The sequence below is a fragment of the Acidaminococcus massiliensis genome (assembly GCF_900095825.1).
GTDB classification, from domain to species: Bacteria; Bacillota; Negativicutes; order Acidaminococcales; family Acidaminococcaceae; genus Acidaminococcus; species Acidaminococcus massiliensis.
The window spans coordinates 1,231,951-1,253,432 of the sequence record NZ_LT608315.1; the positions used below are offsets into that span (position 1 = coordinate 1,231,951).

The following is a 21,482-nucleotide window of genomic DNA, read 5'->3' on the forward strand; positions in this document are numbered from 1 at the left end:
GGGCTCTTACCCGGCGTTTTCGAATTTATGTAGGAGGAATCAAGAATGTCAGGACATTCCAAGTGGGCTAATATCAAATTCAAAAAAGGCAAGGCTGATGCGCTCCGTGGGAAGATCACCACGAAGATCGGCCGTGAAATCACGATTGCTGTACGCATGGGCGGTCCTGATCCTACTGGCAATATGAGACTGAAGCTGGCTTTGTCCAAAGCCAAGGCCAACAACATCCCCAAGGACAACATCAAACGGGCCATCGCCAAGGGCCAGGGTGCTACCGAAGGGTCCAACTACGAACAGATCACTTATGAAGGATACGGCCCCGCTGGGGTGGCCATCATGGTCAGCGCCCTGACGGACAACCGGAACCGGACGGCTGCCGATGTGCGCCACGTGTTCTCCAAAGGCGGGAACATGGGGGAATCCGGCTGCGTAGGCTGGATGTTCAAGAACAAAGGGGTATTCACCGTAGAAAAGGAAGGGGCTCCTTCTGAAGACGAAGTGATGGAAGTGGCTCTGGATGCCGGTGCGGAAGATATGGAAACCACCGATGATGCCTATGTGATCACCACGGCTCCGGAAGATTACGATGCCGTGGAAAAGGCTCTGGCTGATCACAACATCGAAGTGGCCATGAGCGAGCTGTCCCTGATCCCGGACAATACTGTTGCAGTGGCCGGGGAAGATGCAGAGAAGGTCCAGAACATGATCGACGCGTTCAATGATCTGGATGATGTGCAGGACGTTTATACGAACGCTGACCTGCCTGATGAAGAATAAAGGGAACTGCTGTTGCTGCTGAACAGTCATCCCAGGAGTACATATGGCCGGCCAGCTGGGGAAATGTTCCCTGGAGGCCGGCCTTTTTCACCATAAGGAGGGAATTGTCTATGCTGGCATTGGGTATCGACCCGGGTACGGCGATCTGCGGCTACGGGCTGGTGCGGCTGGAACGGAGCCGGCTGATCCCCGTCCATTATGGAGCCGTCTTTACGGATAAGGATATGCTGCCAGAACGGCGGCTGAACAAGATCTATGAGGAGCTGACGGAACTGATCCAGCGCTTCCGGCCGGATTTCATGTCCGTGGAAAAGCTCTTCTTCAACCGGAATGTGACCACGGCCATTGCCGTAGGGGAGGCCCGGGGCGTCATCCTGCTGACGGCGGCCCAGGCCGGCATCCCGGTCTACGGATATACGCCCATCCAAGTGAAGCAGGCCATCACCGGGACCGGGCGGGCCAACAAGGAACAGGTGACCTATATGGTACAGAAATTGCTCCATATCGAGGAAAAACCCAAACCGGATGATGTGGCCGACGCCCTGGCCATCGGCATCACAGGGCTGAACTTCATCCGGGAACAGGAACTGCGGGAGAGAATGCGATGATTGGATTCATTACCGGACGGGTGGACCATATTGGAACGAATTTCTGCCTGGTGGATACCCAGGGAGTGGGCTACCGGATCTTCCTGAACACCGGGGACCTTTCCCGGATCCAGGTGGACCAGAAGGTGAAGATCTATACCTATCTGTCCGTACGGGAGGATGCCCTCCAGCTTTTCGGCTTCCTCTCCTACGATGCCTATTCCCTGTTCACCCAGCTGATCACCGTCAGTGGCATCGGTCCCAAGATGGCCCAAGGGATCCTTTCTGCCTCCAAGGTGGATGCTTTCTATTTGGCGGTAAAGAACCGGGACCTGAAGTTCTTGACCAAGCTGCCGGGGATCGGGAAGAAAACGGCGGAACGGCTGCTGCTGGAACTGAAGGACATGACTGGGCCGGAAGGGCTGGAAGAGGAAGGAACAGCAGGCGGCTATGAGGGAGATGTGCCGGATGATGACACCACGCCCCTGGGGGCTGTGGCCGAAGGGCTCAGCTATCTGGGCTACACCCAGGGGGAAATCGCCCAAGTACTGAAGAAACTGAAAGTGACCGCTGACAGCAAGGCAGAAGACCTTTTGAAAGAGGCACTGCGCCTGATGGCCAGGAGGAGTTAAATGGAAGATACCAATCGCGTGATCGCCGGGCACGAACAGGAGCAGGACGGCTGGCAGTACAGCCTGCGCCCCCGGCGGCTGGCGGAATACATCGGTCAGTCCAAAGTGAAACGGAACATGGAGATTTTCATCCAGGCAGCCCTGAAACGAAAGGAAGCCCTGGACCATGTGCTGCTCTATGGACCGCCGGGCCTGGGAAAGACCACCCTGGCCAACATCATCGCCAACGAACTGAATGTGAACATCCGGATTACCAGCGGGCCGGCGCTGGAGCGGCAGGGAGATCTGGCAGCCATCCTCACCAACCTCAGCGACAGCGATGTATTGTTCATCGATGAAATCCACCGGCTGCCCAAGACCGTGGAGGAAATCCTCTATTCGGCCATGGAAGACTATGCCTTGGACATCATCATCGGGAAGGGACCGGCTGCCCGGAGCGTCCGGCTGGATCTGCCCCGGTTCACTTTGATCGGGGCCACCACCCGGATGGGGTCCATTGCGGCTCCGCTCCGGGACCGGTTCGGAGTGATCTGCCATCTGGAATTCTATACTCCGGAAGAGCTCCAGATCATCGTGGAGCGGGCGGCGGAGATCCTGGGGGTTTCCATCGAATCCGACGGAGCCTATGAAATCGGGCGCCGGAGCCGAGGGACGCCCCGGGTGGCCAACCGGCTGCTGAAACGGGTACGGGATTTTGCAGAAGTGGCTGGTCATGAGGTAATCACCCGGGACGTATGCCGGCATGCCATGGAACGGCTGGAAATCGATGATTTGGGCCTGGACCAGAACGACCGGCGGCTGCTGCAGAAGCTGGTGAAGGATTTCGGAGGCCGTCCGGTGGGGGTGGATACCTTGGCAGCTTCCCTCAACGAAGAGACCGAGACTTTGGAAGATGTCTATGAACCCTACTTGATGCAGCTGGGCATGCTCCAGCGGACCCCCAAGGGCCGACAGGCCACCTTGGCGGCCTATCAATATCTGGGGGTGCCTTATCCCACGGAGGATGGAAACAAATGAAGAAGACCCTGGGGATTTTTCTCTGCCTGTTCCTGCTGCTGTGCCAGAGCCTGGCCTTGGCGGCAGGGGGAGGCCCGAAGCTGCGGGTGGGACTGGCGGTGGATCAATTCTCCGCCCAGATCAGTTCCTCCGGCAAGATCAAGGTGGTGGAGCCGGGCGGACGGACCACAGTGCTGCAGCCAGGGAGCCACTTCATCAGCGTGAAGAACGGAAGCCTCTATGCGGACCAGAAAAAACTGGGCAGCAGCCAGGTATCCCTCTTGGCGGCTGATGCCAAAAATCCGGTGCTGGTCCACCAGAAAAAATACCGGGGAGCCTTGACCGTACTCCTGAACAGCGGGAAAAAGAATCTGACCCTGGTGAACACCCTGCCTCTGGAACAGTATCTCTATGGGGTGGTGGCCAAAGAAGTGCTGCCCCTGTGGCCGGATGAAGCCATCAAGGCCCAGGCAGTGGCCGCTCGGAGCTTTGCCCTCTACAGCCTGGACCACGGGAAATATCCCAATTTCGACATCCGGGCCAACGAACTGGGCCAGGTGTACGGCGGGATCAGCGCCGAGCACGCCAATACTACGAAACTGGTGGATGCCACCAGCGGGGTGGCTGCCCTCTATGAGGGGGAACCCATCCAGGCGGTGTTCCACAGCAGCGGAGGCGGCTATACGGAAGCGGCCAGTGCCGTCTGGGGCAAGGACATCCCCTACCTCCAGGCGGTGCCCGATTACGACCAGGATTCCCCCAAATTTTCCTGGAACCGGGTCTTCACCAAGGTCCAGCTTACCCGGCTCCTGAGCCAGGGCGGCTATGAGCTGGGAGATCTCCAGGGCATCCGGCTGTCCGCCCGGACAGCACCACCCATGCGCTGGACCCCGGACCGGGGGACCTCCGGCCGGGTGAAGCGGATGACCTTCGTGGGTTCGAAGAAAAGCATCACCCTCACAGGGAGCCAGGTCCGGTCCCTGTTGGATCTGGATAGCGCCCTCTTTGATATCCGGATCGGCCTGGAACGGCCCAAAGAATTGGATGTGACCATCACCAACGGCTATGGCTATCCCATCGGGAAGAAGACCATCCCCATCAGCGGGGACAAGAAATCCGGCACCGAGGGGGCCAGCGTGGGAGACATGCGCCTGTTCACCAATGTAGACGGGGAAAAGGTGATCTTCACCGGCAACGGGTTCGGCCACGGAGTGGGCCTCAGCCAATGGGGCGCACGGGGCATGGCCCTCCAGAAAAACAAACGGGGAAAGTACAATGATTACAAGACCATCCTGTCCCATTACTACCAGGGGATCACGGTGAAACAGGTCTATTAGGAGAGAAGAAAGATGGAAGTTACTGATTTCGATTACGATCTGCCAGAGGAACTCATTGCCCAGACACCGGTGGAGCCCCGGGATTCTTCCCGGCTCCTGGTGATGGACAAAAAGACCGGGGAACTGGAACACCGGCATTTCTACGACTTGCCGGAATACCTGAAGCCCGGGGACCTGCTGGTGTTCAACGATACCCGGGTGATCCCGGCCCGGCTCCACGGAGTGAAGACTACGGGAGCCCATGTGGAAGTATTCCTGCTGACCCGGAAAAATGCCACGGACTGGGAAGTGCTGGTGAAACCGGGCAAGAAGCTCCAAAAAGGAGCCCAGATCAAATTCAGCGAGGAACTGAGCTGTGAGATCCTGGACACCACGGATTTCGGGGGCCGGATCGCCCGGTTCCACTATGAAGGGATCTTCGAAGAAATCCTGGACCGGCTGGGCGAGACCCCGCTGCCTCCTTACATCCACGAAAAGCTCAAGGACAGCGAACGCTACCAGACCGTGTACAACCGGGAACGGGGCAGCGCTGCTGCTCCCACTGCTGGGCTCCATTTCACCAAGGAACTGTTGAAGAAAATCAAAGATATGGGCGTGGAGGAAGTGTTCGTCACTCTCCATGTGGGCCTGGGGACCTTCCGTCCGGTGAATGAAAGCCGGATCGAGGACCACAAGATGCATCGGGAATTCTACACCGTCTCACAGGAAGCTGCTGATGCCATCAACAAAGCCAAACGAGAAGGACGGCGGATCATCGCTGTGGGCACCACTTCCGTCCGGACCTTGGAAAGCGCCGGGGCCAGCGGAGAAATGAAAGCCGGGGGCAGCTGGACCAGCATCTTCATCTATCCCGGCTACCAGTTCCGGTTCGTAGATGCCCTGGTCACCAACTTCCACCTGCCCCAGAGCACCCTGATCATGCTGGTGTCCGCCCTCAGCTCCCGAGAGAACATCCTCCATGCCTATAAGGTGGCGGTCCAGGAAAAATACCGGTTCTTCAGCTTTGGCGACGCCATGTTCATTCATTAAAGGAGATAAAATGCATTCCGTCTATTTCGAACTCATCAAGGAAGACCCCCGGAGCGGGGCCCGGCTGGGGAAACTCCACACCCCCCACGGGACTTTCGATACCCCCATGTTCATGCCGGTGGGGACCCAGGCTACGGTAAAGACCCTGACCCCGGAAGAGCTGTACGCCATGCATTCCCAGGTGATCCTGTCCAATACGTATCATTTATTCCTCCGGCCGGGCACGGAGCTGATCCGGAAAGCCGGCGGCCTCCACAAGTTCATGAACTACCAGCGGGGGATGCTCACCGACAGCGGCGGTTTCCAAGTGTTCAGCTTGGGAGAGATGCGGAAGATCACCGAAGAAGGGGTGATGTTCCGGTCCCACCTGGACGGTTCCCGGCAGTTCCTGAACCCGGAAGTGGCTACCAAGGCCCAGGAGGACCTAGGAGCGGACATCATCATGGCTTTCGATGAATGCATCCCTTACCCAGCGGACCACGCCTATGCCAAACAGTCTACGGAACGGACTACCCGCTGGGCCCGGCGGTGCCTGGAAGCCAAGACCCGAGAGGATCAAGGGCTCTTCGGCATCATCCAGGGGGGCATGTACCCGGATCTGCGGGAATACAGCGCCAAGGCCATCACGGATATGGATTTCGCAGGATTTGCCATCGGCGGCCTGTCCGTGGGAGAACCCCATCCCCTGATGTATGACATCCTGGATAAGACCACCCAGCATATGCCCAAGGACAAGGCCCGGTATCTCATGGGGGTGGGTACCCCCGACTGCCTGGTAGAAGGGGTGAACCTGGGGGTAGATATGTTCGACTGTGTGTATCCCACCCGGGTGGCCCGGAACGGCACCGCCATGCTCCCTACCGGACGGCTGGTGGTGCGGAACGCCCAGTACGCCGAAGACTGGCGGCCCATCGATGAACACTGCGACTGCTACACCTGCCGCCATTTCAGCCGGGCCTACATCCGCCACCTGTTCAAGGCGGAAGAGATCCTGGCCCTGCGGCTCTTATCTATACATAATCTCCATTTTCTGCTAAAATTTGCAGAGGATATGAGAACAGCCATCGCTAACGATACGTTCCCGGAATTCCGGGCAGCGTTCTTAGAGAATTATGAAACCACAAGGAGGTAATTTTTGATGGAAAATCTGCTTCAAATGGCCTGGCCCTTCATTCTCATGGGTGTGATCTTCTACCTGATGATCTACCGTCCCCAGAAACGGGACCAGAAGAAACGCGCTGAAATGCTGGATTCCCTGAAGGTGGGCACCAACATCGTCACCATCGGCGGCATCCTGGGCACCATCACCAAGGTCTATGAGGACAAGATCCGGATCAAAGTGGCAGAAGGGGTGGAAATGCACATCCGCAAGACAGCCGTGGGCGGTGTGATCACTTCCGCTTTCGACAAGAAGAACATCCGGAAGGCTGCTAAGAAGGAAGAGGCAGCCAAGAAAGAAGAAGCTGCCAAGAAGGAAGAAGCCCCTAAGGCGGAACCGGAAGCCAAACCGGCAGAAACTCCGGAAGCACCGGCAGCAGAAGCCCCCAAGGCTGAAGGGAACGGAGAAGGAAAATAATGGATAAGAAAACAGCCCGCCAGGAAATCAGGGAGAAAATCCAGAAACTGAACCAGCGGGAAATCCATAAATACAACCGGGAGATCAACAGCCACATCGTCAACAGCCGGCTTTTCCTGGAAGGGAAAGTGATCATGGGCTACCTGGGAGAACCGGGGGAAGTGAACATCGATCAGTCCCTCCAGACAGCCCTCAACATGGGCAAGACCGTGTGCGTGCCCCAGATCCTGGAAGGACCGGGGGAGATGGCGGCGGCCCGGCTGGTGACCTTGAAGAAGCTGGGGCGGGACCGTTACGGCATCCGTACGCCCCAGGAACCGGTGGAAACCATCGCCCCGGAAGACATCGACCTGGTGCTGACGCCCGGTCTGGGCTTTACCGCCCAGGGCGAACGGCTGGGCCGGGGAGCCGGGTATTACGATCGTTTCCTGCCACGGTGCACCAAAGGGGTTCCCATGGCAATCGGGTATGAGGTGCAGGTCCAGAAAGAGCTGCCCACCAATGCCCATGACGCGAAAGTCCGTTATCTGTGTACGGAAAAAGGACTGCGGGTATGCAAGAATAACGGAAAATAAGGAGGAATCGTTTTGGAGGGTAAAAATCGGGTCAAGCTGCTGGTTTCAGTGCTGGCCATCGTGATTGCATTTGCCGTATTCATCAAGCCTCTGGCCAGTACGGTAAAACAGGGCCTGGACCTGCAGGGCGGCACCCATGTGGTGCTCCAGGCCCAGGAAACGCCGGAAAGCAAGGTGGATGACGACGCCATCAACCGGTCCATCCAGATCATCGAACGCCGGGTCAATGAACTGGGCCTGACGGAACCGGTGATCCAGCGCCAGGGCAAGGACAAGATCATCGTGGAACTGCCCGGAGTGAAGGATCCGGAACAGGCCATTGCCATGCTGGGCAAGACGGCTATGCTGGAGTTCAAGGACATGGAAGGGAACACCGTCCTCACCGGGAAAGATTTGAAAGATTCCAAAGCCAGTGCAGACCAGAGCGGCCAGCCGGTGGTCACGCTCCAGTTCAATGAAGAAGGGGCGAAGAAATTCGCCGACCTGACCGCCCGGAACGTGGGCCGGCAGATTGCCATCCTCCTGGACGGCAACGTGCTCACCGCTCCCCGGGTCAGCGAACCCATCACTGGGGGCAATGCCCAGATCACCGGGTCCAAGGACGCCAAGGAAGCGGAACATTTGGCCATCCTCCTGCGCAGCGGCTCTCTGCCGGTGAAGCTGGAAGTGGTGGAAAACCGCACCGTAGGTCCTACCCTGGGCCAGGACGCCAAGGACGCCAGCATGAAGGCTTTTGCCATCGGGCTGGCCGGGGTGTTCCTGTTCATGCTGCTGTATTACCGCTTGGCAGGGCTGGTGGCGGATATCGTCCTGCTGCTCTATACCCTGCTGCTCCTGGCGGTGATGAAGGGACTCAATGCCACCTTGACCCTGCCGGGGATCGCCGGGATCATCCTGTCCATCGGGATGGCCGTGGATGCCAACGTACTGATCTTTGAACGGTTCAAGGAAGAAATCCAGGCCGGAAAGACCCTCCGGGCGGCTGTAAGTTCCGGTTTCTCCCGGGCCTTCACCACCATCCTGGATTCCAACGTGACCACTCTCATGGCTGCGGCAGTGCTGTTCTATCTGGGCACCGGCCCCATCAAGGGCTTTGCCGTGACCTTGGCCCTTGGGGTATTGATCAGTATGTTCACGGCAGTGACGGTGACCAAGTTCATCCTCAGTGCCTTCATCGGCAGCAACTTTACAAAGAACCCGGCCTGGTTCGGTGTCCGGGGATATCAACCGAAAGAAAAAAACGGAAAAGGGGAGGCGGCACGATGAATAAGTTTTCCATAGTCAAGCATGCCAAGATCTTCTTTTCCATCACAGCCGTGGTGCTGATCGTGGGGATCGTATCCATGTTCACCCGGGGCTTCAACCTGGGGATCGATTTCACCGGGGGCAGCATCCTGGATATCAAGTTCGACCAGCCGGTATCCGTGGCCCAGGTCCGGACCGTGCTCAGCGACCATCAGCTGGGCAGCAGCGTGATCCAGCTGGGCAGCAGCGACCAGCAGGTGGAGACCAGCCAATCGGTGCTGATCCGTACCGGGATCATCAGCGACAGCCAGCGGGTGGAAGTGATGAACGACCTGACCGGCCGCCTGGGGAAAAATGAAGTGCTCCGGGTGGAAAACGTGGGCGCTACCGTAGGCGGCGACCTGGTGAAATCTGCCATCGGGGCGGTGGTCCTCAGCTGGGTGCTGATGATCATCTATATCACCATCCGGTTCGAACTGCGCTTTGCCCTGGCCGCCATCGTGGCCCTGATCATCGATGTATTGGTGACCCTCACCTGGTTCTCGGTGCTCCACCTGGAAATTGATTCTTCCTTCGTGGCAGCTCTTCTGACCGTGGTCGGGTATTCTGTCAACGGCACCATCGTGGTGTTCGACCGGATCCGGGAAAATCTCCATACCCATCGCCGGAACGAAAGCATGGGGGATTTGGTGGATGCCAGCATCTGGCAGACCATGACCCGGAGCGTGTACACCACCCTGACCACCTTGTTTGCGGTGGTGGCCATCTTCCTGTTCGGGGGAGAGACCATCCACAACTTCTCCTTCGCCATGCTGGTGGGCTTCTGCAGCGGGTTCTACACCTCCACTTTCCTGGCCGGGAGCATGTGGCTGTTCTTTCGAAAAAAACTGAGGAGATAAGGCGGCAAGGCGCCTTATCTCCAGATGGAAGTCAGGAGTCTGGAGTCGGAAGCCTCAGGTTAGGACCTGGCTTGATTGGCCAGGTCCTTTTTATTGTGTAAAACCGTAGGGGCGCAGGCCTGTCACACTGCTGGATGAACGAACTATCGGCGAATCTGTGGGTTCCCTGGCGTGGAGTTCCTACGGTACCGATTTACACATTCAAAAAATTTGCCTGCAAGTTTTCTCCATGGACTTCCGACTTCAGACTCCGGACTTGAGCCGCTGTGCGGCTCTATAGCTGCGGGCCAAGCGCCCGCAGCGGAAAGGACCTGATACTATGAAAATCGCAGTGCCCATGTATGTACGGGAAAAGGATAAAGCAGTCTTGGAAGCAGCGGCACCCGGAGCGGAGTTCGTTTATGGGAAGGATGCGGCGGCTCTCCAGGGAGCGGAAGTGATCATCGGCAACGTTTCTCCTAAAAAGCTGGCGGGGCTCACGAGCCTAAAATGGCTCCAGCTGAATTCTGCCGGAGCCGATGCTTACTGCCGGCCGGGGATCCTGGCCCCTCAGGTGCAGCTGACCAACAGCACGGGAGCCTACGGCCAAGCCCTTTCGGAACATATGCTGGCCCTCCTCCTGTCCCTCCAGAAGAAGCTGTACCTGTATCATCAGAACCAGCTCCAGCACCAGTGGAAGGATGAAGGAGAAGTGACCAGTCTGGAAGGAGCCACCGTAGTGATCGTAGGCTTTGGGGATATCGGCCGGGCTTTCGGGCGTCTGTGCCGTCTCCTGGGAGCTCATGTGATCGGCATCCGGCGGCATCGGGGTGCGCTTCCTCCAGAAGCGGACGAAATGGGCACCCTGGAAGATCTGCCCCGGTTCCTGGCCCGGGCAGATGTAGTAGCCAGCGTGCTCCCAGGGACGCCGGAAACCACCCATCTGTATGATGGGAAGCTTTTCCAGGCCATGAAGCCCGGAGCTTTCTTCCTCAACTGCGGCCGGGGGAATGCAGTGGTCCAAGAGGACCTGGCCCGGGCTCTTACGGAAGGGCATCTGGGCGGGGCAGCCCTGGACGTGACGGACCCGGAACCCCTGCCTGCGGACAGCCCATTGTGGGATGTGCCCAATCTTTTGATTACCCCCCATATCAGCGGGGAACATCACTTGGCCCAAACCTGGGATAAGGTGGCAGCCATTGCTGCCCGGAACCTGAAGCATTACCTGGCCGGCGAACCTCTGGAAAATGTGGTGGACCGGGAAACAGGGTATAAGAAGAGCATATAAGGAAGGGGCTGTTGCGCATGCAACAGCCCCTTCTTTTTCTTTCCGAAATGCGATATAATAATACATCACGCTATTGTCGAACCGATATACCCTGGAGCCGGACAGAAAGGATGTGCTCATATGCTGTATGTAATCCTCATGGGAATCATTGCTCTTTTGGTAGCGATCTTCGCCCTCCAGAATGCCATGGCGGTGGAAGTCAGTTTCCTTTTCTGGCATTTTTCTATGAGCCTGGCCCTGATCATCCTGGGCTGCCTCCTGGCAGGGTTTTTCCTGGCCAGCTTGTGGACCCTGAAAGTCAAGGCCGGCCATTATATGAAGGACCGCAGGCTGAAAGAGCAGCTGCGGCAGCTGGAAGATAAAAAAGCGGACTGGGAAGCGCGGCAGGAAAGACAGCCCCGCCGCCCGGTGCCCCATATGGACCTGCCTCGGACGGAACACAAGGGAAAAGCCTATGACCCGTCCCAGGACCAGGAGCCCATCATCAAGCCCTTCCGGCCAAAAGAATAAGGGACAGGAGAAATATGATCTATTCGAAAATCAAGAACCTTACTGGGGAGGAAACGGACCAGATCCAGGCACTCAGCCGGGAAATGGGGGTTTCTCCCCTCCTGGCCGGAGTCCTGGTGCGCCGGAACCTGACGGAACCGGAGCAGATCAAAGAATTCCTGAAGGGGAAAAAACAGCCCTATTATGACCCTTTCCTGTTAAAAGATATGGACCGGGCAGTGGAACGGATCCTGAAGGCTCTGCAGCAGGGCGAACCCATGACCATCTACGGGGACTATGACGTGGATGGTACATCGGCCAGCTCCCTGCTGTATTTGTTTTTGCAGGCCCGGGGAGCCAAAGTGCAGGTCTATGTGCCCCGCCGGGATACGGAAGGGTATGGACTGAACCGTCCCGCCCTGGAAAAAATCGCCGCCTCAGGCACCCGTCTGCTGATTACCGTGGATACGGGCATCAGCGGCGCCCGGGAAGTGGCGGAGGCTCCCAAGACCATGGATATCATCATTACGGACCACCATTTGGCTCCCCGGGAACTGCCTGCTGCCTTGGCGGTGGTGAACCCCAACCAGCCTGGGGACGGATATCCTTTCAAAGGGATCGCCGGGGTGGGAGTGGCTTTCAAATTGTGCCAGGCTCTGGAACAGAAGCTCACCGGGAACCCAGGATTTTACTGGGAGGACCTGATCGAATTGGTGGCTCTGGGCACCGTAGCGGATATGGTGCCTCTCCGGGATGAAAACCGGGAAATCGTCCGGAAAGGCCTGGCCAAAATGCCCCACAGCCCTCTCTGTGGCCTCCAAGCCCTGCTCCAGGTGACCGTGGCTCCCGGCAGCACAGTGAACAGCGGCACCATCGGGTTCGGCCTGGGTCCCCGGATCAACGCCGCCGGCCGGCTGGATGACGCCATGACGGCGGTGCATCTCCTGACGGCCCAGGATCCGGAAAAAGCCCGGGAACTGGCGGCAGAACTGAATTCTGCCAACCAGGAACGGCAGGCCCTGAGCCAGAAGATCTTCGAAGAGGCAGAGCATCAGATGGCTTCTTTGGGCAGCCCGGAATGGGGCATCGTCCTGGGAGAGGAAGGATGGCACCCCGGTGTCATCGGCATCGTGGCCTCCCGGATGACGGAAAAATACCATCTGCCTTCGGTGCTCCTTTCCATCAGCGGAGAAACCGCCAAAGGATCCTGCCGGAGCATCCCGCCCTTGGACTTGTACCAGGCCCTGGACCGGTGCCGGGACCATCTGGTCCAATTCGGCGGCCATGCCCAGGCAGCCGGACTGACCATGAAGACGTCGGAGATCCCTGCCTTCCGGGAAGCTTTTGCCAAGACAGTGGCGGATATGCTGGATCATCAGCCCTATGAGCCGGCAGCCGTGCCGGATTATTTTGTGCCGGAAGGAAGGGAAGTGACCCCGGAAGCTGTCCAGGAACTGACGGAACTGGAACCTTTCGGAGTGGGGAACCCAGCACCGGTGCTGGGATTTGCCAAGGCCAAGATCCAGGAAGTCTCCCTGTTGGGCCGGGAACAGAACCATCTGAAGTTCCTCCTGGAACAGGGCGGTTTCCATTATAAGGGCCTCCTTTGGCAGGAAGGGCCCCGGTTCCATTCCTTTTATCCGGGAGAAGTGGCAGCCATCGCTTTTTCTCCCCGGCTGAATACTTTCCGGGGCGTCACCGCGGTGGATCTGGAAGTGTCGGCAGTAGAAGCACCGTACACCATTATTGACTGGCGGCATGAGAACCGGAATAAAGAGACAGAGCTAAATAATATTTTACAAAAAGATAAAAAGACGGTAGTATATGTAGAGGATAGTGTTGCCCTGCAGCAGAAATTCCCGGGAATCCATAGTCTCCGGTACGGAGAACCTCTTCCCGGAGATGTCCATACCGTTGTATTCTATGACGGCGGGGCGGAAAAGGTCCTGACACCGGAAAAATTCCCTCTGGGAAAGGATCAGCAGGGCCGGCTGTACCTGATGTACGGCCGGGAGGATCTGTTGGCTCGGCGGGATGCCCTCCGCCGGAAGTACCCCGACTTGGCTGGGCTGCGCTTCTGCTATGCGGCCATCCGGAACCTGATCCGGCAGCAGGGCGCCTGCCAGGAAGCCCGGCTGCTCCGCTTGACCACCCGGGAAGGGTATGGGATCAGCCAGGCCATCCTCGATATTTTTTATGAACTGCATCTGTTCACCCGGGAAGCCGGATTGGTTTCCCTAGGGGAAACAGGACACAAGAATATGCAGGATTCCAAGGGGTTCCAGGCCCTCCAGGCGGCATACGACGCCCGTTTCCAGGAACTGAACCGCAGCTGGAAGCTGCAGCCGGCAGAAATCGCCGCGCTTTGGACCACAGGAAGGTGAGACAATGGAACAGCTCGATGATAAGCCGATCAGTGCGGAAGAATTCTACGCCCGCATCGGCAAATATTTGACCCCGCGGCAGGTGGAATTCGTCCGGGAAGCCTACAACTTCGCGGCGGAAGCCCATGCCAAGCAGAAACGCGCTTCCGGGGAACCCTATATCATCCATCCTCTGGGAGTGGCTACGATCTTGGCTCAGCTCCAGATGGACGATGTGACGCTGGCCGCTGCCTTCCTGCATGATGTGGTGGAAGATACGGATGTGACCTTGGACCAGCTGGAGGACATCTTCGGCCGGGAAGTGGCCATGCTGGTGGACGGGGTCACCAAACTGGGAAAGATCGAATACATCTCCCGGGAAGAACAGCAGGTGGAGAACTACCGGAAAATGTTCCTGGCCATGGCCAAGGACATCCGGGTGGTCTTGATCAAACTGGCGGACCGGCTGCACAACATGCGGACCATGAAATACATGCCGGTGAACAAGCAGAAACGGATCTCTTCGGAAACCCTGGAAATCTACGCGCCCTTGGCCCACCGGCTGGGGATCTACGCCATCAAATGGGAATTGGAAGATCTGGCTTTCCGGTACATGGAACCCCAGCATTACTATGAATTGGTGGAACAGGTCAAGATCAAGCGGCACGAACGGGAAGCCATGGTCCAGGAAGCCATGGACGAACTCCGGAAGCTGTGTGAGGAAGCCGGCATCAACTGCCAGATCCAGGGCCGCCCCAAGAGCTTCTACAGCATCTACAAGAAGATGCAGCGGGACCATAAGACCATCAACGAAATCTACGATCTCCTGGCCGTCCGGGTGCTGGTGGATACGGTGAAGGACTGCTACGGGGTCCTGGGCATCGTCCACGGGAAATGGAAACCCATCCCGGGCCGGTTCAAAGATTACATCGCCGTGCCCAAATCCAACGGCTACCAGTCCCTCCATACCACGGTAGTGGCTTCCAGCGGACAGCCCCTGGAAATCCAGATCCGGACCTTCGAGATGCACAAGGTCTCGGAATACGGGGTGGCAGCCCACTGGCGGTATAAGGAAAGCGGCGGCTCCAAGATGCCCAGTTCTTCCGATAAGAGCGTGGATGCCAAGATGGCCTGGCTGCGGCAGCTGCTGGAATGGCACAAGGATATGCGGGATCCCCATGAATTCGTGGATACCGTGAAGATGGACGTGTTTTCCGACGAGGTGTTCGTGTTCACTCCCCAGGGGGATGTGCTGGACCTGCCGGAAGGCTCCGTCCCCATCGATTTCGCCTACCGGGTCCATACCGGAGTGGGCAACAGCTGCGTGGGGGCCAAGGTGAACGGAAAGATCGTTCCCTTGGATTACCACCTGAAGAACGGGGACATCGTAGAGATCATCACGTCCAAACAGTCTCCCGGCCCCAGCCGTGACTGGATCAATATCGTGGGATCCAGCCAGACCAAGAACAAGATCAAGCAGTTCTTCAAAAAGGAACGGCGGGAAGAGAACATCGTCAACGGCCGGGAAATGCTGGAACGGGAATGCCGGCGCCTGGGCTACGATGTGAACACCATGCTCACCCCGGACAACCTGAAGGAAGTGGCTTCCCGGTGCCATATGGACGGCAGCGTGGAGAACCTTTTGGCAGCCTTGGGATATGGCGGACTGATGGTCAACGGGGTCATGGTGAAATTGGTGGACCTGTACAAGAAGGCCCAGCGCCAGACCACCACCAAGAACCTGTCCCAGCTCCTCAGCGAGCTGAAGCCCAAGACCGTGAAGACCCATAAGGGCAGCCACGGGATCCTGGTGAAAGGGGAGGACGACATCATGGTGAAGCTGGCCAAATGCTGCAATCCCATCCCTGGAGACCCTATCGTGGGCTACATCACCCGGGGCCACGGGGTTTCCGTCCACCGGGCGGACTGCCCCAACGTCCTTTCCAATACGGAAGATCCCAACCGGATGATCGAAGTCTCCTGGAATGTGGATACGGACGTGGCCTACAAGGTGGTGCTGCGGCTGACGGCCGTGGACCAGCCCGGCGTCATGGCCAATATCATGACCGTGGCCAGCGAGACCAAGGTGAACATCAATTCCATCAATGCCCATACCAATCCCAACAAGACGGCCTATGTGGACATGGGGCTGGATATCAGCAGCCTGGACCAGCTGAACTACATCATCGGCCGGCTGCGCCGGATCAAGGGCGTCTATAAAGTGGACCGGAAAGTGTCCGGAATGTGAGGCAGCCATGAGAGCAGTGGTACAGCGGGTCAGCGCAGCTTCTGTCACGGTGGAGGGCCGGAAAGTGGGCACCATCGGGCCGGGACTGCTGGTCCTTCTGGGCGTGGCCCGGGGAGATACAGAAAAAGACGGGGAATACCTGGCGGAGAAATTGGCCGGGCTCCGGATCTTTGAAGATGAAGAAGAAAAGATGAACCGGTCGGTGGCCCAAATCGGGGGCAGCATCCTTCTGGTATCCCAGTTCACCCTGTACGGGGATGTGCGCCATGGCAGGAGGCCTTCCTTCACCCAGGCGGCTCCGCCGGAAGAAGCCAACCGGCTCTATGAAGACCTGGCCCAGAAGCTCCGGGACAAAGGACTGACTGTGGAGACCGGACAGTTCCAGGCCCATATGGAAGTGTCCCTGGTGAACGACGGGCCGGTTACCATCCTGCTGGACAGCGGGAAAAGTTTTTAGGAGGAAATAGAAAACCATGAAAATCTATCGGGTGGTCGTTGGACCGATCCAGGAAAACTGCTATATCATCAAAAACGAAGCCAACAACGAAGGCATCATCGTGGACCCGGGGGATGAAGCCGACCGGATCATGGATGCGGTGAAGAAGGCCGGCATCGAGAAGGTGCCTGCCATCTTCCTCACCCATGGCCACGGGGATCATATCTCCGCCCTGGACGAAGTGAAGGCTGCCACCGGCGCCAAAGTCTATATGAGCCGGGAAGATGCTCCCATGCTCCGGGTATGGAACAGCAGCCTGTCCTATTCCACCAACCGGGACAAGAAATTCGATCCCCCCGATGCATTTTTCACCGATGGGGAAAAACTGACAGCGGCCGGCTTGGATTTCACCATCGCTGCCACACCGGGCCATACCCGGGGCGGGGTGTGCATCATCGGAGACGGAGTGGTGTTCTGTGGGGATACGGTGTTCCTGGAAAGCATCGGCCGGACGGACCTGCCCGGGGGATCTTATGACGCCATCCTGGACTCCATCAAGACCAAGCTGCTGGTGCTGCCCGATGATTACAAACTGCTGCCCGGCCACGGACCGGCCACCACAGTGGGCTGGGAACGGCGCCGGAATCCGTTCCTCCAGTAAGGTCGTGAGCGCATGATGGAAGTGCAGCAAAGACCCAGGGGACTGGTGGCCAAACTGCTGGCAGGCCTTTTGGGGTTCGGTGTGTTCTATCTGCTGGGCCACTGGTTCCTGCCGGTGTTCCTGGCCGTAGGGATGAGTTTTTTGCTCTATCCCATCGTAGACCGGCTGGAACGGCTGAAGATCAAGGGACGGCCCTTTCCCAATACCCTGGCGGTATTGATTTCTTTCCTCGTATTCGGACTGTTCCTCTATGCGGCGGCCAATGTGCTGATCGTCCCCTTGGTGACCCAGGTGAACACCCTGCTGAAAGCCATGCCAGGCTTGGCGGCCAAAGCCAACGAAAGCATCAGCCTGTTTTTGGGCAGCGAAGCCCAGAAGCTGCCGCCCAACACCCGGGAAGTGCTCCAGCAGGCGGCCAGCAGCCTGAGCAGCTACATCATGGGCCTGTTGAAGGACATGTTGGCTTCCACGGTCCAAGCGGCCAAGAGCCTGGTGAGCCTGGCCCTGGTCCCCTTCCTCAGCTTCTACTTCCTGAAAGACTGGCGGACCCTGAAGAAAATGGTGGTGGGGCTCTTCGCTTATGAAAAGCAGCCTCTGGCGGATCGGGTGCTCACGGACATGGGGCACATGCTCTGTGCCTATGTGGACAACATGTTCAAGCTCTGCTTCGTAGCGGCGGCCTGTCTCACTGCCGGGAATTCCATCCTGGGCGTCCAGTACACCTTGGTGCTGGGGTTCCTGGCCATGATCAGCGAGATGATCCCCCTGGTGGGATCGGTGGTAGGGACCCTGGCGGCGGTATTCATCGCCCTGCTCCAGAACCCGTCCCTGGCCTTGAAGGTGCTGATCCTCTATCTGGTGTACTATCAGATCGATGCCCAGGTGATCATGCCCAATCTCATGGGTCACAGCATCACCCTGCATCCGGTGCTGATCATCCTGGCCGTGATGATCGGAGGCCAGATCGGCGGCGTGGCCGGGCTGATCTTCGCCGTCCCCGTCCTTGCCATCATCAAAGTACTCTATGGGTATTTCTGGCATGCGGGGGAGAAGAGTCCGGTTGATAAAAACCAATAAACTGTGTTAAAATTAATAAGTTCAAACAAGTCGTGTGGACGGAGGGGATTTTTATGTTAACAGGGGCACCGCGTGGTACCAAAGACATTCTGCCGGGCACCATCAATGGCTGGCGGTATGCTGAACAAATCATTCGTGAAGTTTGCCGGGAATTCAATTATCAGGAAATCAGGACCCCGATCTTTGAACATACCGAACTGTTCCAGAGAGGCATCGGGGATGGGACGGACGTGGTGGACAAGGAAATGTACACCTTTACGGACCGGAGCGGCCGCAGTCTGACCCTGCGCCCGGAAAACACCGCTTCCGTAGTCCGTTCTTTCGTGGAAAACAAGCTGTATGCGGAACCCATGCCGCTGAAGGTGTTCTATATCGGACCTATGTTCCGGTATGACCGTCCCCAGGCTGGGCGCATGAGACAGTTCCATCAGTTCGGGGTGGAAGCCCTGGGGGCAGAATCCCCTGTAGTGGATGCAGAAGTCATCCTGCTGGCCCTCACCGTGCTGAAACGGTTCGGCCTGAAGGACCTGAAACTGAAGATTAACTCTGTGGGCTGCCCCAACTGCCGGCCCCAGCACCGGAAGCTGCTCCAAGACTACTTCCGTCCGCACTTGGACGAACTGTGCGAAGACTGCCAGAGCCGGTTCGACCGGAGTCCGCTGCGGATCCTGGACTGCAAAGTGGATGCCGATAAGCCTTTCATGGCCGGTGCACCGAAAATCACCGACAGCCTGTGCGATGACTGCCGGGCCCATTTCGAAACCGTGAAGAAACTGCTGGACGAAGCCGGCGTGGAATATGAAGTGGACAGCAACCTGGTCCGGGGGCTGGATTACTACACCAAGACCGCTTTCGAGATCCAGTATTCTCCCCTGGGTGCCCAGAGCGCAGTAGGCGGTGGCGGACGGTATGACGGCCTGGTGGAAGAACTGGGCGGCCCCAGCACCCCCGGCGTAGGCTTTGCCATGGGTCTGGAACGGATCCTCTTGGCCCTGGAAAAACAGGACCTGCTGCCTTCCGGGAAGGAAGCCATCGACATCTTCGCCGTGATCCCCGATGAAGGGGGCGTGGCTGATGCCTTCCGGGTGATCACTGCCCTGCGGAACCAGGGACTTGTCTGCGATATGAACTTGGTGGAACGGAGCATGAAGGCCCAGATGAAGCAGGCCAACCGGGAACAGGCCCGTTTTGCCCTGATCTTCGGGGAAGAAGAACGGTCCAGAGGGGCTGTCACCGTCCGGAACATGGCGGACAGCAGCCAGGAAGAAGTCTGCTTCGGAGCTTTGGAAGCCTATTTCAACAAATAATGACCAGAGGTGTTGACAAGAATGAGTATGGAACGCAGTCATCATTGCGGTGACTTGAGAAAAGCAGATGCCGGCAAGACGGTTACCTTGTGCGGCTGGGTAAGCAAACGGCGTGACCACGGCGGCATCATCTTCATCGATCTCCGGGACCGTCACGGTCTGGTGCAGGTGGTCATCGACCCGGCCCATGACGAAAAAGATTTCCACAAGGCCGAAGGGGTCCGCAGCGAATACGTGCTGCAGGTCAAAGGCCTGGTGCGGGAACGGAGCGCAGAAACCGTGAACCCCCACCTGCCCACCGGGGATGTGGAAGTGGTGGTGAAGGACCTGAACGTACTGAATCCTTCCAAGACTCCGCCCTTCTATATCCAGGATGGCATCGATGTAGATGAAAACGTCCGTCTCCGCTACCGGTATCTGGATCTGCGGCGGCCGGAAATGCAGCAGAACCTGATCCTGCGCCACCGGGTGACCAAGGCGGTCCGGGACTTCCTGGATAAACAGGATTTCCTGGAAATCGAAACCCCGGATCTGATCCGGAGCACTCCGGAAGGGGCTCGGGACTACCTGGTGCCCAGCCGTGTGAACCCCGGCAAGTTCTATGCACTGCCTCAGTCTCCCCAGCTGTTCAAACAGCTGCTGATGATTGCGGGGATGGAACGGTACTTCCAGATCGCCCGGTGCTTCCGGGATGAAGACCTGCGGGCCGACCGTCAGCCGGAATTCACCCAGCTGGATATGGAAATGTCCTTTGTGGATCAGGATGACATCATGGCCCTCACCGAAAAGCTGATCGCCTATGTGTTCAAGGAAACTCTGGGCGTGGATGTGCCCGTGCCCATGGCCCGGATGACCTGGGATGAAGCCATGGACAAATACGGCAGCGACAAACCGGACCTGCGGTTCGGCATGCAGCTGATCAACATGAATGAAGCCCTCCAGGGGACCCAGTTCAAGGTGTTCAAGGACATCATCGAAAAGGGTGGCCTGGTGAAAGCCATCAACGTGAAAGGCTACAACAAGATCCCCCGGAGAGAACTGGACGGCCTGGTGGAATTCGTAGGCATCTACGGCGCCAAAGGCCTGGCCTGGATCATCGTCAACGATGACGGCACCATCAAGTCTCCTATTGCCAAATTCTTCTCCGACGAAGAAATGCAGCGGATCCTGGCTGCCGGCAAGGCGGAAAAAGGCGATGTGCTGCTGTTCGTGGCTGACCGGAAACCTTTGGTGGTAGCCGCTGCTCTGGGCGCCCTGCGTCTGGAAATGGGCAAGCGCCTGGGCCTCATCGACAAGGACAAACTGTGCTTCACCTGGGTGGTGAAGTTCCCCATGTTCGAATACAGTGAAGAAGAACACCGCTATGTGGCCATGCACCATCCCTTCACCGCCCCCTGCGATGAAGATGTAGACAAGCTCCTCACCGATCCCGGCCATGTGTATGCCAAAGCCTATGACATGGTGCTGAACGGGGTGGAAATCGGCGGCGGTTCCGAACGTATCCATCGGGAAGATATCCAGAAGAAGGTCTTCGAAGCCATCGGCCTGACCGATGAACAGGCCCAGGAGAAATTCGGCTTCCTGCTGAAAGCCTTTGAATTCGGAGCACCTCCCCATGGAGGTCTGGCCTTTGGCCTGGACCGTCTGGTGATGCTCATGGCCAAACGGCCTTCCATCCGTGACGTGATCGCTTTCCCGAAATCCCAGAGTGCCATCGACCTGATGTGCCAGGCACCCAATATGGTGGACGAAAAGCAGCTGCGGGAACTCCATATCCGGAGCACCGTGGTGAAGAAAGAAAAAGAAGAAAAGAAATAAATCCGGTCTGCATGTGGGATGAGGGGGAGCGCCCTGATCCTGCTTTGCGGAAGGACGCAACAGGGACCGGGATGCGAGGGAGCCCGTGGGCCGGGCTGAGAGGGTACCCAAGTACCGACCGCCGGAGGGAGGGGTCCCTCTGCCGCATCCTGGGAACCGTACA

20 protein-coding genes are annotated in these 21,482 nt (G+C 57.9%); all 20 read left to right on the forward strand.

Annotated elements, in window-relative coordinates:
* Nucleotides 1–45: 45 nt before the first annotated feature.
* Complete coding sequence (locus BQ2657_RS06075; protein WP_075579824.1) at nucleotides 46–777, forward strand: YebC/PmpR family DNA-binding transcriptional regulator; 732 nt, start codon at nucleotides 46–48, stop codon at nucleotides 775–777.
* A gap of 110 nt (nucleotides 778–887) precedes the next feature.
* The gene (gene ruvC / locus BQ2657_RS06080; RefSeq protein ID WP_075579825.1) at nucleotides 888–1,385 is read left to right on the forward strand and encodes a crossover junction endodeoxyribonuclease RuvC; all 498 of its coding nucleotides are present in this window, start codon (nucleotides 888–890) and stop codon (nucleotides 1,383–1,385) included.
* Nucleotides 1,382–1,996 carry a Holliday junction branch migration protein RuvA gene (gene ruvA / locus BQ2657_RS06085; protein WP_075579826.1) on the forward strand — a complete coding sequence of 205 codons (615 nt, stop codon included), beginning with the start codon at nucleotides 1,382–1,384 and terminating at the stop codon, nucleotides 1,994–1,996. Before ruvC ends, ruvA begins: the two co-directional genes overlap by 4 nt.
* Complete coding sequence (ruvB, locus tag BQ2657_RS06090; protein ID WP_075579827.1) at nucleotides 1,997–3,013, forward strand: Holliday junction branch migration DNA helicase RuvB; 1,017 nt, start codon at nucleotides 1,997–1,999, stop codon at nucleotides 3,011–3,013. It begins immediately after the preceding gene.
* A complete protein-coding gene (locus BQ2657_RS06095) occupies nucleotides 3,010–4,329 on the forward strand; it encodes a SpoIID/LytB domain-containing protein (protein ID WP_075579828.1) in 1,320 nt (439 codons plus the stop codon). The genes ruvB and BQ2657_RS06095 overlap by 4 nt, the downstream gene beginning before the upstream one ends.
* A 12-nt stretch (nucleotides 4,330–4,341) precedes the next feature.
* Nucleotides 4,342–5,358 (forward strand): tRNA preQ1(34) S-adenosylmethionine ribosyltransferase-isomerase QueA, encoded by a 1,017-nt coding sequence (queA, locus tag BQ2657_RS06100; RefSeq protein ID WP_075579829.1) that lies wholly within the window; start codon nucleotides 4,342–4,344, stop codon nucleotides 5,356–5,358.
* Between the two features lie 10 nt (nucleotides 5,359–5,368).
* Entirely contained in the window at nucleotides 5,369–6,490 is a 1,122-nt protein-coding gene (gene tgt / locus BQ2657_RS06105; RefSeq protein WP_075579830.1) for a tRNA guanosine(34) transglycosylase Tgt, read from the forward strand.
* 6 nt (nucleotides 6,491–6,496) lie between these two features.
* Complete coding sequence (gene yajC, locus BQ2657_RS06110; protein ID WP_075579831.1) at nucleotides 6,497–6,934, forward strand: preprotein translocase subunit YajC; 438 nt, start codon at nucleotides 6,497–6,499, stop codon at nucleotides 6,932–6,934.
* Complete coding sequence (locus BQ2657_RS06115) at nucleotides 6,934–7,509, forward strand: 5-formyltetrahydrofolate cyclo-ligase (protein WP_075579832.1); 576 nt, start codon at nucleotides 6,934–6,936, stop codon at nucleotides 7,507–7,509. The genes yajC and BQ2657_RS06115 overlap by 1 nt, the downstream gene beginning before the upstream one ends.
* Before the next feature lie 12 nt (nucleotides 7,510–7,521).
* Nucleotides 7,522–8,775: a protein translocase subunit SecD gene (gene secD / locus BQ2657_RS06120; RefSeq protein WP_075579833.1), complete on the forward strand. Its 1,254-nt coding sequence runs from the start codon at nucleotides 7,522–7,524 to the stop codon at nucleotides 8,773–8,775.
* Nucleotides 8,772–9,653 (forward strand): protein translocase subunit SecF, encoded by an 882-nt coding sequence (gene secF, locus BQ2657_RS06125; RefSeq protein ID WP_075579834.1) that lies wholly within the window; start codon nucleotides 8,772–8,774, stop codon nucleotides 9,651–9,653. Before secD ends, secF begins: the two co-directional genes overlap by 4 nt.
* 319 nt (nucleotides 9,654–9,972) lie before the next feature.
* Nucleotides 9,973–10,920 (forward strand): D-2-hydroxyacid dehydrogenase, encoded by a 948-nt coding sequence (locus BQ2657_RS06130; RefSeq protein ID WP_075579835.1) that lies wholly within the window; start codon nucleotides 9,973–9,975, stop codon nucleotides 10,918–10,920.
* Nucleotides 10,921–11,040: 120 nt separating this feature from the next.
* A complete protein-coding gene (locus BQ2657_RS06135; RefSeq protein ID WP_075579836.1) occupies nucleotides 11,041–11,430 on the forward strand; it encodes a LapA family protein in 390 nt (129 codons plus the stop codon).
* A 14-nt stretch (nucleotides 11,431–11,444) separates the two neighbouring features.
* Nucleotides 11,445–13,793, forward strand: coding sequence for a single-stranded-DNA-specific exonuclease RecJ (gene recJ / locus BQ2657_RS06140; RefSeq protein WP_075579837.1), 2,349 nt, complete (start codon nucleotides 11,445–11,447; stop codon nucleotides 13,791–13,793).
* Nucleotides 13,794–13,797: 4 nt separating this feature from the next.
* Nucleotides 13,798–16,020 (forward strand): RelA/SpoT family protein, encoded by a 2,223-nt coding sequence (locus tag BQ2657_RS06145; protein WP_075579838.1) that lies wholly within the window; start codon nucleotides 13,798–13,800, stop codon nucleotides 16,018–16,020.
* A 7-nt stretch (nucleotides 16,021–16,027) separates the two neighbouring features.
* Entirely contained in the window at nucleotides 16,028–16,477 is a 450-nt protein-coding gene (gene dtd / locus BQ2657_RS06150) for a D-aminoacyl-tRNA deacylase (RefSeq protein WP_075579839.1), read from the forward strand.
* Nucleotides 16,478–16,493: 16 nt separating this feature from the next.
* On the forward strand, nucleotides 16,494–17,117 hold the full coding sequence (locus BQ2657_RS06155) for an MBL fold metallo-hydrolase (protein WP_075579840.1): 624 nt from the start codon (nucleotides 16,494–16,496) through the stop codon (nucleotides 17,115–17,117).
* Nucleotides 17,118–17,129: 12 nt separating this feature from the next.
* Nucleotides 17,130–18,194 carry an AI-2E family transporter gene (locus BQ2657_RS06160; protein WP_075579841.1) on the forward strand — a complete coding sequence of 355 codons (1,065 nt, stop codon included), beginning with the start codon at nucleotides 17,130–17,132 and terminating at the stop codon, nucleotides 18,192–18,194.
* A 53-nt stretch (nucleotides 18,195–18,247) separates the two neighbouring features.
* Nucleotides 18,248–19,501, forward strand: coding sequence for a histidine--tRNA ligase (hisS, locus tag BQ2657_RS06165; protein WP_075579842.1), 1,254 nt, complete (start codon nucleotides 18,248–18,250; stop codon nucleotides 19,499–19,501).
* 21 nt (nucleotides 19,502–19,522) lie between these two features.
* Nucleotides 19,523–21,319 (forward strand): aspartate--tRNA ligase, encoded by a 1,797-nt coding sequence (gene aspS, locus BQ2657_RS06170; protein WP_075579843.1) that lies wholly within the window; start codon nucleotides 19,523–19,525, stop codon nucleotides 21,317–21,319.
* Nucleotides 21,320–21,482: the final 163 nt, after the last annotated feature.